Annotated in this window: 14 protein-coding genes; 11 read left to right on the forward strand and 3 right to left on the reverse strand. The window is 72.9% G+C overall.

All coding sequences use genetic code 11. From position 1 onward, the window contains the following. The first annotated feature begins 104 nt into the window (after positions 1–104). The 5 genes from AC1Z4A_RS08790 (at position 105) to AC1Z4A_RS08810 (ending at position 5,306) form a co-directional block, all read left to right on the forward strand. Positions 105–767, forward strand: coding sequence for a TetR family transcriptional regulator (locus AC1Z4A_RS08790; protein WP_483677310.1), 663 nt, complete (start codon positions 105–107; stop codon positions 765–767). Between the two features lie 99 nt (positions 768–866). After that, on the forward strand, positions 867–2,114 hold the full coding sequence (locus tag AC1Z4A_RS08795) for an alpha/beta hydrolase (protein WP_483677311.1): 1,248 nt from the start codon (positions 867–869) through the stop codon (positions 2,112–2,114). Positions 2,115–2,179: 65 nt separating this feature from the next. Next, complete coding sequence (locus AC1Z4A_RS08800) at positions 2,180–3,049, forward strand: DUF4429 domain-containing protein (protein ID WP_483677312.1); 870 nt, start codon at positions 2,180–2,182, stop codon at positions 3,047–3,049. Between the two features lie 236 nt (positions 3,050–3,285). Further along, entirely contained in the window at positions 3,286–4,635 is a 1,350-nt protein-coding gene (locus AC1Z4A_RS08805) for a sensor histidine kinase (RefSeq protein WP_483677313.1), read from the forward strand. Then, positions 4,632–5,306, forward strand: a complete 675-nt coding sequence (locus AC1Z4A_RS08810; RefSeq protein ID WP_483677314.1) for a response regulator — start codon at positions 4,632–4,634, stop codon at positions 5,304–5,306. The genes AC1Z4A_RS08805 and AC1Z4A_RS08810 overlap by 4 nt, the downstream gene beginning before the upstream one ends. Before the next feature lie 116 nt (positions 5,307–5,422). Here AC1Z4A_RS08810 and AC1Z4A_RS08815 read toward each other — a convergent pair whose 3' ends face one another. Continuing rightward, positions 5,423–6,451, reverse strand: a complete 1,029-nt coding sequence (locus AC1Z4A_RS08815) for an aldo/keto reductase (RefSeq protein WP_483677315.1) — start codon at positions 6,449–6,451, stop codon at positions 5,423–5,425. Positions 6,452–6,458: 7 nt separating this feature from the next. Further along, the gene (locus AC1Z4A_RS08820; protein WP_483677316.1) at positions 6,459–6,932 is read right to left on the reverse strand and encodes a MerR family transcriptional regulator; all 474 of its coding nucleotides are present in this window, start codon (positions 6,930–6,932) and stop codon (positions 6,459–6,461) included. Between the two features lie 88 nt (positions 6,933–7,020). On the opposite strand from AC1Z4A_RS08820, the gene AC1Z4A_RS08825 reads away from it, so the two are divergent. Continuing rightward, positions 7,021–7,839 carry a serine hydrolase domain-containing protein gene (locus AC1Z4A_RS08825; protein ID WP_483677317.1) on the forward strand — a complete coding sequence of 273 codons (819 nt, stop codon included), beginning with the start codon at positions 7,021–7,023 and terminating at the stop codon, positions 7,837–7,839. An 89-nt stretch (positions 7,840–7,928) separates the two neighbouring features. On the opposite strand, the gene AC1Z4A_RS08830 is transcribed toward AC1Z4A_RS08825, so the two are convergent. After that, positions 7,929–8,603, reverse strand: a complete 675-nt coding sequence (locus tag AC1Z4A_RS08830; RefSeq protein WP_483677318.1) for a pirin family protein — start codon at positions 8,601–8,603, stop codon at positions 7,929–7,931. An 80-nt stretch (positions 8,604–8,683) separates the two neighbouring features. Between AC1Z4A_RS08830 and AC1Z4A_RS08835 the strand changes: the two genes are divergently transcribed. From AC1Z4A_RS08835 to fabF, 5 genes are all read left to right on the forward strand, one after another. Beyond that, positions 8,684–9,859 carry a PucR family transcriptional regulator gene (locus tag AC1Z4A_RS08835; protein WP_483677319.1) on the forward strand — a complete coding sequence of 392 codons (1,176 nt, stop codon included), beginning with the start codon at positions 8,684–8,686 and terminating at the stop codon, positions 9,857–9,859. Between the two features lie 98 nt (positions 9,860–9,957). Next, complete coding sequence (locus tag AC1Z4A_RS08840; RefSeq protein WP_483677320.1) at positions 9,958–10,926, forward strand: ACP S-malonyltransferase; 969 nt, start codon at positions 9,958–9,960, stop codon at positions 10,924–10,926. A gap of 13 nt (positions 10,927–10,939) precedes the next feature. Beyond that, positions 10,940–11,944 (forward strand): beta-ketoacyl-ACP synthase 3, encoded by a 1,005-nt coding sequence (locus AC1Z4A_RS08845; RefSeq protein ID WP_483677321.1) that lies wholly within the window; start codon positions 10,940–10,942, stop codon positions 11,942–11,944. 105 nt (positions 11,945–12,049) lie between these two features. Then, entirely contained in the window at positions 12,050–12,298 is a 249-nt protein-coding gene (locus tag AC1Z4A_RS08850) for an acyl carrier protein (protein ID WP_483677322.1), read from the forward strand. 73 nt (positions 12,299–12,371) lie between these two features. After that, entirely contained in the window at positions 12,372–13,634 is a 1,263-nt protein-coding gene (gene fabF, locus AC1Z4A_RS08855) for a beta-ketoacyl-ACP synthase II (protein ID WP_483677323.1), read from the forward strand. Positions 13,635–13,688: the final 54 nt, after the last annotated feature.

A 13,688-nucleotide genomic window follows, 5' to 3' on the forward strand; every position in this document is an offset into this window, starting at 1 on the left:
ATTATGACAGCCACTGCCACTTGACAAACAGTTTCATCCGTCATGATCTGTCATATCGACCACAGCTATCCTGAGCAGCGGAAAGACAGCGAGAAGAGGCGAGGATGCAGGCGATCGAGAGAGCGCCGGGGCGTGCGGTGCCGCCCTCGGCCGGGCTGCGCGAGCGCAAGAAGCAGCGGACCCGGGACGCCCTCATCAGGTCCGCACTGGAGCTGTTCTCGGCCAAGGGGTACGAGGGCACGACCGTCGACGAGATCGCCGGTGCGGCGGACGTCTCGCAGCGCACGTTCTTCCGCTACTTCGCCAACAAGGAGGAAGTCGCCCTCTCCGTCCAGCACATGGTGGAGTCGCACTTCTTCGCCGCCGTGTACGAGCGCCCCGCCGAGGAGCCGCCGCTGACCGCACTCCGGGCCGCGGTCCTCGCCTCCTGGGAGACCATCGAGGAGGCCATCCGGGCGGTCGTCCCGCTGGAGCTGCACATCCGCACCTACCGGATGATCCAGGAGACCCCGCAGCTGCTCGCCGCCCATCTGCGCCGCCTCGCCGAGCTGGAGGACCAGCTGGCCCTGGAGCTGGCGCGGCGGGAGGGGCTGCCCGCGGACGATCCCCGGCCGCGCATCCTGGTCGCCGCGTTCAGCGGGGTGATGCGGGAGACCGGCAAGCTCTGGGCCGACGTGGTGAACGGCGACATGGCCCAGCTGCGGCAGGCCACCGCACGGTATCTGGACCAGATCGGACCGGCCCTGGCGGAAAGCTGGCGTTCCTGAACGGCAGGGGACCGAGTGAGCCCAATTGCCGTTGATCCAAACGTGAGATAGCTCACCGGATTCACAGCGGCGCGCGGCTTTCTCCTACTGTGGTCCGCGGTGACTTCCTTCCCGGAGCTCGGCTCCCCCTCCCCGATTCCCTGGACGAACGCGACCACGGTCTGGCGCGCACTGCTTGCGCTGGCCGTGGTGTTCGTCATGCTCGCCACCACCGGCTGGACCGCCGTCCGGGGCCAGCGGGAGGCCACCGACCTGCGTGCGGCCTCGCTCAAGGCATGGCTGCACGGCTCCGTGGCCGGCCGTCCGCTGCCCTCGCCCGACGCGGACCCCGGCACCGTGGCGCGCTTCCTCGGCTCGCTCTCCGGCGGCCAGCGCGAGTGGCTCGCCGACCACTACCCCTTCGTCGTCGGCAACCTCGCCGGCGCCCCCGTGGAGCTGCGCTACCACGCCAACCGGGCCGCGCTCGCCGCGGCCCGCACGGTCGAGGAGCGCCGCACCCACGACAACGCCCTCACCGCCGCCGGCCGCTACGAGGCCGGCCGCCGGATGCACCGCTTCGACTCCCTGCTCGCCGACGGCCGGCAGATCCTCGCCTTCGACCCCGCCGGCCCCGGCCGCGTCGCCGAGGTCTTCGGCGACCTCGACCGGGCCGAGCGGGTCTCCGTCGTCGTCCCGGGCGTCGACACCAACATCCTCACGTTCGAGAAGACCCAGCGCGCCTACAGCGCCCCGGTGGGCATGGCCCGCTCCCTCTACGCCGCCGAGGGGAAGGCCCGCCCCGGCACCCGGACGGCCGTCATCGCCTGGGCCGACTACACCTCGCCCGTGGGCGTCGGCATGGACGCCGCGACCGGCAAGCTCGCCGCCGAGGGCGCGCTGCGGCTGCGGAAGCTGGTGCGCACGCTGCCCGGCGGCTCCAAGGTCTCGCTGATCTGCCACAGCTACGGATCGGTGGTGTGCGGCGTCGCCGCCCGCGACATGTCCCCGCGCGTCACGGACGTCGCGGTCGCCGGCAGCCCCGGCATGCGCGCCGAGCACGCCTCCGACCTGCGCACCAGCGCCCGGATATGGGCGATGCGCGACCCGGACGACTGGATCCAGGGCGTGCCCCACATGGAGGTCGGCGGCCTCGGCCATGGCGCCGACCCGGTCTCCGAGGGCTTCGGGGCCCGCGTCCTCTCCGCCTCCGGGGCCCGCGGCCACGCCGGCTACTTCGCGCCCGGCACCACCAGTCTGGCCAACTTCGCCGGCATCGGCGTGGGGGACCCCGGCTCCGTCCGGTGCGCCGGTGACTCCAGTGACTGCACGGCCGGCGTGGAGGCGGACGCCGCCGTCCCCGCGGCTTGACGCGCGTAGCGCGCCCGGCGCCCGGAAGGGGGACTACCGGGCGGGCGGCGCATACGATGAGCGGCATGGGTGATGTGCTGGCCGGTTTCCACACCGTCTGGGAGTTCGACGCGGACTCCGTGCTCATCCGCTTCGAACGGGGGATCCGCACTCCGAAGCTGCTCCAGGCGCTCGGCGAGCGGCGCATCCCCTACGAGGCGCTGGCGGGCGTCGAGCAGGCCCCCGGGAAGCACGGGACGGTGGTGCTGCGCGCCGTGCCCAGACCCGGCGCCGATCCGCTCGTCGAGGCCGCGGGCGGCCGGCTCAAGGAGGCCTACGACCCGTACCGGCTGGTGCTCCCGGCCGAGCGCGAGCTGCTCGCCGAGTACTACGCCGAGGAGATACGGACCCGGCTCGGCCCCGCCGCCGCCGAGCCCGCCGAGCACCACCTGGTGGCGGCCCCGGTGCCGCCGCTCTCCTTCAAGGCGTACGACGGCAAGGCGTCCTTCGACGGCGACGCCGTCTCCTTCCGCTGGTTCTGGACCGGCGCCTCCTCCGCCAAGTGGAAGGCCGGCGACCAGCGCTTCCCCGTCGACGAGCTGACCGGCGTGGAGTGGCGCTCCCCCGACGCCGCCGACGCACACGGCGGGCACCTGCGGCTCGTCCGCCGCGGCACCGAGGGCCACCGGCCCGAGCCCGCCGACCAGGATCCGGCCGCCGTCGTCTTCGGCAGGGGCTACGGCCTGGTCCACGAGTCGCTGCCGTTCGCGGCGGCGGTCCTGGCCGCGGTGCGGGCCAAGTCCCCCGCCGTGCCCGCGCACACCGCGCCCGCCGCCCGCCCGGACCCCGGCGGGATCGCCGAGCGCATCCGGCACCTGGGCGAGCTGCACGATGCGGGGCTGCTGACGGACGACGAGTTCAGCACGAAGAAGGCCGAGCTGCTGGCGGAGCTGTAACCGGGCCGCAGGCCCGTCCGGCCCGCCTTGCCGCCTTGCCCGCGCGACCTGCCTCGGCTCCGGCCCGGGCCGGGACGTACGCCCCTGCTCAGGAGCCCGGATCCGGCCGCGACTCCGCTTCGGCCCGCGGCCTTGCCCGGCCACGCGAACCAATACCGGGGTATGAGTCCCGCCCTCGCATACGGCACCCCAGTGTGACGCCCCGGACCCGCCCGGCGATCTACGCTGAGCGCGTCATGCCCAAGTCACCGCCCCCGCCATCCCCGCCGTCCGCGGCCGCCCCGGACCCCTCCGCCCCCTCCGTGCTCGTACGCCTGCGCAAGTCCTTCACCCCGGCCGGAGAGCCGGCGCCGCTGCTCGGCCATGCCCGCAGGCGCTGGGTGCGGCGCCTGCCGTACGCCGTCGCGGCGCTGTTCATCGCCATCCTGCTGCCGGTGACGGCCGTGCAGCTGACCAAGGTCTACGGGCTGAACCCCGCCCTCGCCGCACTGCTGGCCGTCACCCAGACCGTGCCCCTGCTGATCGCCGTGCGCCGGCCGCTGCTCGCCTGGGAGATCGCGTTCCCCTCCCACGTCGTCGGCGCCCTCCTCGGACTGGCCGGCGCGGCGCGCATGGACCGCATCTGGCCGTGGACGCCGATGGGGATCATCGGGATGCTCCTGCTGCTGCTCGCCCTCGGCCTGCGCGAGCGGCGCGGCACGCTGCTGACGGTCTGGGCCGTGCTGGGCGCCGTGAGCGTCCTCTTCCAGGGCGTCTCCCCCGCCCGCAGCAACGGCGCCTGGCTGGCGCTGTTCCTGGTCGGCGGCGTGCTGCTGCTGACCGGCGGCGCCCTGCGGGAGCGCGGCGACGCCCAGCGGGCGCTGGCCGAGCAGGAGACGATCAGCGAGGCCGAGCGCGCCCGCCGGACGCTGCTGGAGGAGCGCGCCCGGATCGCGCGCGAACTGCACGACGTCGTCGCCCACCACATGTCCGTGATCACGGTCCAGGCGGACAGCGCCCCGTACCGGATCGCCGGTCTGCCGGACGAGGGCCGCGAGGAGTTCGCCTCGATCGCCGCCGCCGCACGGGAGTCGCTGACCGAGATGCGCCGGCTGCTCGGCGTGCTGCGCAGCGAGGACGCCTCCGGCGGCGCGGACGGCGGCCCGGAGCGGGCGCCGCAGCCCGGCCTGGCGCGGATCGGGCAGCTCGTCGAGTCGACCGTGCGGGCCGGGCTACCGGTGGAGCTGGTGATGCCCGGGGTGTCCGGGCTGCCGGAGGTGCCGCAGGCCGTGGACCTGTCGGCGTACCGCATCGTCCAGGAGGCCCTGGCCAATGTCGTCCGGCATGCGCCCGGAGCGGCGACCCGGGTGTCGGTGTCGGTCGACGAGGCCGCCACGGGCCTGACGCTCGTGGTGGTCAACGCGGCCGGGACCGGGGCGCCCGGCGGGCCGCTGGAGACCTCCGGCACCGGCCACGGCCTGGTGGGCATGCGGGAGCGGGTCCGCCTGGTCGGCGGCACGCTCGACACCGGGCCGCTGCCGGACGGCGGCTTCCGCGTGGCCGCCCGGCTCCCGCTCACGAGAGAAGAGGACAGTTCCCCCGCATGACCATCAAGGTGATCATCGTCGACGACCAGGCCATGGTGCGGGCGGGCTTCGCCGCGTTGCTGGCCGCCCAGGCCGACATCGACGTCGTCGGCGACGCGCCGGACGGGCGGCAGGGCGTGGCGCTGAGCCGCTCCGCGCACCCGGACGTGGTCCTGATGGACGTCCGGATGCCGGAGATGGACGGCCTGGAGGCCGCACGCCAGATCCTCGACCCGCCGCCGGGTGTGGTGCACCGCCCGAAGGTGCTGATGCTGACGACCTTCGACGTGGACGACTACGTCTACGAGGCGCTGCGCGCGGGCGCCTCCGGCTTCCTCCTCAAGGACGCCCCGCCGGCGGACCTGATCTCCGCGGTGCGGGTGATCGCGGCCGGGGAGGCCCTGCTGGCGCCCTCCGTCACCCGCCGCCTCATCGCCGACTTCGCCAAGCGCCCGGCGCCCCGGCGCAACCGCTCGGTCCGGCTGAACGGGCTGACGCCGCGGGAGACGGAGGTCCTGGAGCTGATCGCCCGCGGGCTGTCCAACCAGGAGATCGCGGCGTCGCTGGTGCTGGCGGAGCAGACGGTGAAGACGCATGTGGGGCGGGTGCTGGCGAAGCTGGGCCTGCGGGACCGGGCGCAGGCAGTGATCTTTGCGTACGAGTCGGGGCTGGTGACGCCGGGTGAGGGGTGACTTTTCCCCACCCCGCCCCTTCCCGCTGTATCCGATATGCGGCTCCGCCGCAGGGCGGGGGCTCTGCCCCCGGTTACGGGAAGGGGCGGGGTGGGGAAAGGGCCCGCCGCAGGCGCCTACTCGCGCCCCTCCGACGTGTACGCCATGTCCGCGTACCGCCCCCCGGCCACCTTTCCCGCAATCGGCTCCAGCGCCCCAAACTCCTCCGCGCTCAGCAACACCCGCGTCGCCCCAGCGTTCTCCTCCAGCCGCGACCGCCGCCGCGTGCCCGGGATCGGGACGACCGGCAGGCCGTGCACCGCCGCCCGCTGCTGCACCCACGCCAGCGCGACCTGACCCACCGTCGCACCGTGCGCCTCGGCAATGCTCCGCACCGGCTCCAGCAGCGCCGCGTTGGCCGCCGCGTTGTCACCCGTGAAGCGCGGCTGCGTGCGCCGCCAGTCGTCGCTCGACAGCTCCTTGTCCGCGCTGACGAACGCACCGGTCAGGAAGCCCCGGCCGAGCGGCGAGTACGGCACCAGGGCGACGCCCAGCTCCTTCGCCGTCGGCACCACGTTCGTCTCGATGTCCCGGCTGAACAGCGACCACTCCGACTGCACCGCCGCGATCGGGTGGATCGCCTGCGCCTCGCGCAGCTCACTGCCCGTCACCTCGCTGAGGCCCAGGTGCTTGACCTTGCCCTCCGCCACCAGCTCGGCCATCGTGCCGACCGACTCCGCCAGCGGGACCTCGGGGTTGCGCCGGTGCATGTAGTACAGGTCGATCTCGTCGACGCCCAGCCGCCGCAGGCTGCCCTCGACGGCCTGGCGGATGTACGCGCGGTCGTTGCGGATGGTGCGCTTCGAGGTGTTCGTCGGGTCCTCGGGGTCCGGGGCGATCGCGAACTTCGTGGCCAGCACCACGTGTTCGCGGTTGGCACGGATGAAGGGCGCGATGAACTTCTCGTTCTCCCCCATCCCGTACATGTCGGCGGTGTCGTAGAGCGTGATGCCCAGCTCCAGCGCCCGCTCCAGCACCGCCCGCGCCTCGCCCTCGTCCGTGGTCGGGCCGTAGGCGAAGCTCATGCCCATGCAGCCGAGGCCCTGGACGCCGACCTCGGGGCCGCCGTTGCCGAGTGCGACGGTTGCGATCTTCTCACTGCTCATGTGTACGTCATGCCCCTTCGGACGCCCGGCGGCGGGCGTCGGCATAGATGTCAATCTTGTAGTCGAGCACGTCGAGCGTGCTGCGCAGTTCGTCGATGCGCCTGCGTACGTCCTCGCGGTGCACGCTCAGCAGCCGCTCGCGTTCGGCGACGGTGTGCTCCCCCTGCCGGACCAGCTCCGCGTAGCGGACCATGTCGGCCACGGGCATGCCCGTCAGCCGCAGCCGGCCCACCAGGTCCAGCCAGTCGAGGTCGCGGTCGGTGTAGCGGCGCTGGCCCGTGTGGGAACGGTCGACGTGCGGCATCAGCCCGATCCGCTCGTACCAGCGCAGGGTGTGGGCGGACAGCCCGGCGTAGGCGGCCACCTCACTGATCGTGTAGCGGTCCCGGCCCTCCGGCCGCCGGTCGCGGTGCCGGTCGAGTTCCGCGCACCTGCGCACCCGGACCAGCTCCGGTACCGGGATGCTCTCCACCACGGTCATGCCACTTCCCCCTCGCGAGCCGCACGTTCATGCGTCGTCCCCAACGCTAGAGAGTTGGAGTGCACTCCAAGCAAGTAGGCTCCACCGCATGGAAAGCCTGCAGTTGATCGAGAACTGGCCGGTGGAGAACGCCGCCGCGGCCGTCGTCCGCGCCGACGGCACGGTGGCCGGGCGGTACGGGCCGACGGAGCGCCGGTTCGCGCTGGCGTCCGTGACCAAGCCGCTGGCCGCCTACGCCGCGCTGATCGCCGTCGAGGAGGGCGCGATCGAGCTGGACGAGCCGGCCGGGCCCGCCGGGGCCACGGTGCGGCACCTGCTGGCGCACACCTCCGGGCTGGCCTTCGACGAGCACCGCGCCATGGCCGAGCCGGGCACCCGGCGGCTGTACTCCAACGCGGGCTTCGAGGTGCTGGGCGACCACATCGCCAAGGCCACGGACATCCCCTTCGCCGAGTACCTGCGCCAGGCCGTCCTGGAGCCGCTCGGCATGACGTCGACGGACCTCCCCGGCTCGCCGGCCAAGGACGGCGTCTCCACGGTGGAGGACCTGCTCCGCTTCGCCGCGGAGCTGCAGGCGCCGCGGCTGCTGTCGCCCGGCACGGTGGCGGAGGCCACCTCGGTGGCCTTCCCCGGGGTCACGGGCGTGCTGCCGGGCTACGGGCACCAGCGCCCCAACGACTGGGGGCTCGGCTTCGAGATCCGGGACGCCAAGTCGCCGCACTGGACGGGGAGTTCGTCCTCGCCCCGCACCTACGGGCACTTCGGCCAGGCCGGCACGTTCCTGTGGGTCGATCCGGAGGCGGGCGCGGCCTGCGTGGCCCTCGCGGACCGCAACTTCGGCCCGTGGGCCGTGGAGGCATGGCCGCCCCTGACGGACGCGGTCCTCGCCGAACTCCGCTCGGCATGACCCGCCCGCCCGTCCGTTGCCCACTGCACCATGACGTGCCGGGTAACGGGCGGGCGGGTGGGCGGAATCCCCGGCGCGCAGCGCCGGGGCTACCCGAAATGCGGCTCGGCGTGCATCTCCCACGCCAGCAACTCCGCGGGGAAGGTGATGGCCTCGGCGGTGACGCCCTTCGCGTCCAGGAGGCGTGCGGCATCCCCCTCGCGCAATACCTCGCCGGCCAGGCGGACCGCTCCGCGCACCACATGCACGTACAACCACGGCGCATCCGGCAGCGCCGCCCGCTCGGCACGCCCCAGGCGCCGCACGTGCAGCACCGCCTCCGCCCGCGTCAGCGCGAACGGCGTGCCGTCGGCGATGCCCCGCACCACCTCGTACGAGGGCTCGCCCCCGAACTCGGACGGGGTCAGCCACATCTGGACGAACCGCAGCGGAACGGACCCCTCGTTGCGCTCCGAGTGGCGCACGCCGGAGCCCGCACTGAGCCGCTGGACGTCGCCGGGGCGTACCGTGACCACATGCCCGGTGGAGTCCTCGTGAGTGAGTTCGCCCTCGATCACCCAGGTGACGATCTCCACGTCCCGGTGCGGATGCGCGGCGAAGCCCGCGCCGCCCGCCAGGCGCTCCTCGTTGCAGGCGGCGAGCGGCCCGAACCGCACGTTGTCGGGGTCGTAGAAGCCGGAGAAGGAGAAGGCGTGCCAGGTCTCGATCCCGGCCGCCGGTTCGCCGCCCCGGTAGCGCTCGGCGGCCCGCTGCACGTACGTCATCGGCCCACCGTAGCCCTGTGAGACACCTCGCAGGGGTCCCGGCGGCTCCGGACCGCACCCGAATAAGGCAGGCTTGTCCCGTGCCTGAACCAGCTGCTGAGACCCCGCACCCCCACAGCGCCACCCTGCGCAACCTGGAGAAGTCCTCCGGAACGCTGGCCGCCGCGGCCATCGCCCGGATGGACGCCCAGCTGCCGTGGTACCGGGCGATGCCCCCGGAGAACCGCTCCTGGATCGGCCTGGTGGCCCAGGCCGGCATCGCGGCCTTCACGGAGTGGTTCCGGCATCCGGAGACCCCGCAGGCCATCAGCACCGACGTGTTCGGCACGGCGCCCCGCGAGCTGACCCGGGCGATCACCCTGCGCCAGACCGTGGAGATGGTGCGGACCACCATCGAGGTCATGGAATCGGCCATCGACGAGGTGGCCGCGCCGGGCGACGAGCGCTCGCTGCGCGAGGCGCTGCTGGTGTACGCGCGGGAGATCGCCTTCGCCACGGCCCAGGTGTACGCACAGGCCGCCGAGGCGCGCGGCGCCTGGGACGCCCGGCTGGAGTCGCTGGTCGTCAACGCGGTGCTGTCGGGCGAGGCGGACGAGGGCGCCCTGTCGCGGGCGGCGGCGCTCGGCTGGAGTTCGCCCGACAACGTCTGCGTGGTGCTGGGCACGGCCCCCAACGGGGACAGCGAGCTGACGGTGGAGGCGATCCGCCGGGCCGCACGGCACGCCAAGGTGCAGGTGCTGACGGGGGTGCTCGGCGACCGGCTGGTGGTGATCGCGGGCGGCGCGGAGAGCCCGATCCAGGCCGCGAAGGCGCTGATCGGCCCGTTCGCGCCGGGCCCGGTGGTGGCCGGCCCCGTGGTGGGCGACCTGCTCGCGGCGACCCGGTCCGCGCAGGCGGCGGCGGCCGGCCTGAAGGCGAGCGCGGCCTGGCCCGACGCCCCCCGGCCCGTGCTCGCCGACGATCTCCTGCCGGAGCGGGCGATGGCCGGGGATCCTGTCGCGCGGGAACAGCTGGTGGAGGAGATCTACAGACCGCTGGAGGAAGCGGGCTCGGCCCTGCTGGAGACCCTCAGCGTGTACCTGGAGCAGGCGAGCAGCCTGGAGGGCGCGGCCCGCATGTTGTTCGTCCACCCCAACACCGTGCGATACCGGCTCCGACGTGTGACGGACGTCACCGGCTGGTCACCCTCCGATGTCCGCTCGGCATTCACGCTGCGGATCGCCTTGATCCTCGGGCGTCTGGCCGACACGGAGTGACACCCTTAGGCTTTTGTCGAACGCCAACAATTCCCCCGACGGTTCTTCGTCCCTGTCCCCACGGGTGGCCGATGCCGTCCCCGAGAGAGAGTGTGAGGGTGCTCGTACTCGTCGCTCCCGGCCAGGGCGCTCAGACGCCCGGCTTCCTGACCCCCTGGCTCGACCTCCCCGGTGTTGAAGACCGCCTGCGGGACTGGTCTGCCGCCATCGACCTGGACCTTGTCCACTACGGCACGAACGCCGACGCCGACGAGATCCGCGACACCGCGGTGGCCCAGCCGCTGCTGGTCGCCTCCGCCCTGGTGTCGGCGGGGCAGCTGTTCGCCACGCCCGAGGACTTCGGCCGCCTGGTCGGCGCCGCCGCCGGGCACAGCGTGGGCGAGCTGGCCGCCGCCGCGCTCACCGGTGTGCTGTCCGAGCGCTCCGCCATGGAGCTGGTCCGCAGGCGCGGGCTGGCCATGGCCGAGGCCGCCGCGGTCACCGAGACCGGCATGGCCGCCCTCCTCGGCGGCGAGCCCGAGGCCGTCTTCCCTCACCTGGAGAAGCTCGGCCTGACTCCGGCCAATGTGAACGGCGCGGGGCAGATCGTGGCGGCCGGCACCAAGGCGCAGATCGACGCGCTGGTCGAGGACAAGCCCGAGGGCACCCGCAAGGTCGTGACACTGAAGGTCGCGGGCGCGTTCCACACCCACCACATGGCGCCCGCCGTCTCGGCCCTCGACGCCGCGGTCCGGGAGCTGACCCCGGCCGACCCGCACACCCGCTACGTCTCCAACAAGGACGGGCAGGTCGTCTCCTCCGGCCAGGAGGTCGTCTCCCGGCTGGTGGGCCAGGTGGCCAACCCGGTCCGCTGGGACCTGTGCATGGAGACCTTCAAGGAGCTCGGCGTCACGGCGATCATCGAGGTGGCGCCGGGCGGCACTCTCGTGGGCCTGGCCAAGCGCGCCCTGCCGGGCGTGAAGACCCTCGCGCTGAAGACCCCGGACAACCTCGACGCCGCTCGCGAGCTGATCGCCGAGCACGCCGCCGAGGCCGCCCCGGCCGACGGCGCGGTCCCGGCCGAATAAGGAGCCCCAGAGCATGACCACCAAGATCAAGGCCGCCAAGGGGGCGCCGTACGCGCGCATCCTCGGCGTGGGCGGCTACCGCCCCACCCGGGTGGTGCCGAACGAGGAGATCCTCAAGCACATCGACTCCTCCGACGAGTGGATCCGCTCGCGTTCGGGCATCGCCACCCGGCACTGGGCCGGCCCGGAGGAGACCGTGGCCGCGATGTCCATCGAGGCGGCCGGCAAGGCCATCGCCGACGCGGGCATCACCCCGGAGCAGATCGGCGCCGTCGTCGTCGCCACGGTCTCGCACTTCAAGCAGACCCCGGCCATCGCGACCGAGATCTCCCACCGGGTCGGCGCGGGCAAGCCCGCCGCCTTCGACATCTCGGCCGGCTGTGCGGGCTTCGGCTACGGCCTGACGCTCGCCAAGGACATGGTCACCGGCGGTTCCGCGGAGCACGTCCTCGTCATCGGCGTGGAGCGGCTCTCCGACCTGACCGACCTGGAGGACCGCGCCACGGCCTTCCTGTTCGGCGACGGCGCGGGCGCCGTGGTCGTCGGCCCGTCGCAGGAGCCGGCGATCGGCCCGATCGTCTGGGGCTCCGAGGGCGACAAGGCCGAGACCATCCGGCAGACCGTCGCCTGGGACGTGTACCGCGAGGAGACGGACGTCCGCTTCCCCGCCATCACCCAGGAGGGTCAGGCGGTCTTCCGCTGGGCCGTCTTCGAAATGGCGAAGATCGCCCAGCAGGCGCTGGACGAGGCCGGGGTCCGCCCCGAGGACCTGGACGTCTTCATCCCGCACCAGGCGAACATGCGGATCATCGACTCGATGGTCAAGACCCTGAAGCTTCCCGAGAGCGTCACGGTCGCCCGTGACGTGGAGACCACGGGCAACACCTCCGCGGCCTCCATTCCGCTGGCCATGGAGCGCCTCCTGGCGACCGGGGCGGCCAAGAGCGGGGACACCGCCCTCCTCATCGGTTTCGGGGCGGGTCTCGTCTACGCCGCGACGGTCGTTACCCTCCCCTAGGCACAGGATCCACGGCGCCGGCCCCGGCCGGCCGCCGGAGGTCCCCCGCCTCAGCAGTTCCCTTACCGCAGTTCCACCGCACTATCGATAGAAGGAGCGCCGCACATGGCCGCCACCCAGGAAGAGATCCTCGAGGGCCTCGCCGAGATCGTCAACGAGATCGCGGGCATCCCGGTCGAGGACGTCAAGCTGGACAAGTCCTTCACCGACGACCTGGACGTCGACTCGCTGTCCATGGTCGAGGTCGTCGTCGCCGCCGAGGAGCGCTTCGACGTGAAGATCCCGGACGAGGACGTCAAGAACCTCAAGACCGTCGGCGACGCCGCCCAGTACATCCTGGACCACCAGGCCTGATCTCGGGCACCGCGCTAGTCGCCACCCATGCGGTGGCGGTTCCAGCACCTCTACACGTGGAGACAGAATTCCTGTGAACTCGACCAATCGCACCGTGGTCGTCACCGGTATCGGCGCAACCACACCGCTGGGTGGCGACAGCGCATCGACCTGGGAAGGGCTGCTCGCCGGGCGTTCCGGCGTCAAGCCCCTGGAGGGCGAGCGCTTTGCCGACCTGCCGGTCCGCATCGCCGCGCCTGCCGCCGTCGACCCCGTCGACGTACTGCCCCGTCCCCTGGTCCGCAAGCTGGACCGGTCGGCCCAGCTCGCGCTGATCGCCGCCCGTGAGGCGTGGGCCGACGCGGGCTTCACCGCCAAGGCCGGCGACGACGAGTCCGTCGTCCCCGAGCGCCTGGGCACGGTCGTCGCCTCCGGCATCGGCGGCGTGACCACCCTGCTCGACCAGTACGACGTGCTCAAGGAGAAGGGCGCCCGCCGCGTCTCCCCGCACACCGTGCCGATGCTGATGCCCAACAGCCCGTCCGCCAACGTCGGCCTGGAGGTGAACGCCCAGGCGGGCGTGCACACCCCGGTCAGCGCCTGTGCGTCCGGCGCCGAGGCCATCGGCTACGCCTACGAGATGATCCGCTCCGGCCGTGCCGACGTCGTCGTCGCGGGCGGTACCGAGGCGGCCATCCACCCGCTGCCCATCGCGGCGTTCGCCAGCATGATGGCGATGTCCAAGAACAACGACGAGCCCACCAAGGCCTCCCGTCCGTACGACAAGGGCCGTGACGGCTTTGTCCTCGGCGAGGGCGCCGGCATCGTCATCCTGGAGTCGGCCGAGCACGCCGCCAAGCGCGGCGCCCGGGTCTACTGCGAGGTGCTGGGCCAGGGCCTGTCCGCGGACAGCCACCACATCGCCCAGCCCGAGCCGACCGGCCGGGGCATCGCGGCCGCGCTGCAGAACCTGCTCGACAGCACCGACCTGAAGCCGTCGGAGGTCGTGCACCTCAACGCGCACGCCACCTCCACGCCGCAGGGCGACGCCGCCGAGATCAAGGCGCTGCGCTCGATCCTCGGCGAGGACCTCGACCACGTCGCGGTCTCCGCCACCAAGTCGATGACGGGTCACCTGCTCGGTGGCGCGGGCGGCATCGAGACGGTCACGACCGTCCTCGCGCTGCACCACCGCACGGCTCCGCCGACCATCAACGTCGACGAGCTGGACGAGGACATCGACGCGGACATCGTGATCGGCGAGCCCCGCAAGCTCCCGGAGGGCCCGATCGCCGCGATCAACAACTCCTTCGGCTTCGGCGGCCACAACGTGGTGCTCGCCCTGCGGACGGTCTGACCGACCTTTCGCGACGAGCGTCCGAGGGCCCGCTCCGGTTTCCCGGGGCGGGCC

This window comes from Streptomyces sp. 17_S59, assembly GCF_056930295.1.

What these genes read in the sequence shown, in the direction of transcription:
- AC1Z4A_RS08805 (WP_483677313.1), top strand. Translation starts at nt 3,286, where the DNA reads ATGCCCAAGTCACCGCCCCCGCCATCCCCGCCGTCCGCGGCCGCCCCG.
- AC1Z4A_RS08820 (WP_483677316.1), bottom strand. Translation starts at nt 6,932, where the DNA reads ATGACCGTGGTGGAGAGCATCCCGGTACCGGAGCTGGTCCGGGTGCGC.
- AC1Z4A_RS08815 (WP_483677315.1), bottom strand. Translation starts at nt 6,451, where the DNA reads ATGAGCAGTGAGAAGATCGCAACCGTCGCACTCGGCAACGGCGGCCCC.
- AC1Z4A_RS08800 (WP_483677312.1), top strand. Translation starts at nt 2,180, where the DNA reads ATGGGTGATGTGCTGGCCGGTTTCCACACCGTCTGGGAGTTCGACGCG.
- AC1Z4A_RS08845 (WP_483677321.1), top strand. Translation starts at nt 10,940, where the DNA reads ATGACCACCAAGATCAAGGCCGCCAAGGGGGCGCCGTACGCGCGCATC.
- AC1Z4A_RS08830 (WP_483677318.1), bottom strand. Translation starts at nt 8,603, where the DNA reads ATGACGTACGTGCAGCGGGCCGCCGAGCGCTACCGGGGCGGCGAACCG.
- AC1Z4A_RS08790 (WP_483677310.1), top strand. Translation starts at nt 105, where the DNA reads ATGCAGGCGATCGAGAGAGCGCCGGGGCGTGCGGTGCCGCCCTCGGCC.
- AC1Z4A_RS08810 (WP_483677314.1), top strand. Translation starts at nt 4,632, where the DNA reads ATGACCATCAAGGTGATCATCGTCGACGACCAGGCCATGGTGCGGGCG.
- AC1Z4A_RS08825 (WP_483677317.1), top strand. Translation starts at nt 7,021, where the DNA reads ATGGAAAGCCTGCAGTTGATCGAGAACTGGCCGGTGGAGAACGCCGCC.
- AC1Z4A_RS08850 (WP_483677322.1), top strand. Translation starts at nt 12,050, where the DNA reads ATGGCCGCCACCCAGGAAGAGATCCTCGAGGGCCTCGCCGAGATCGTC.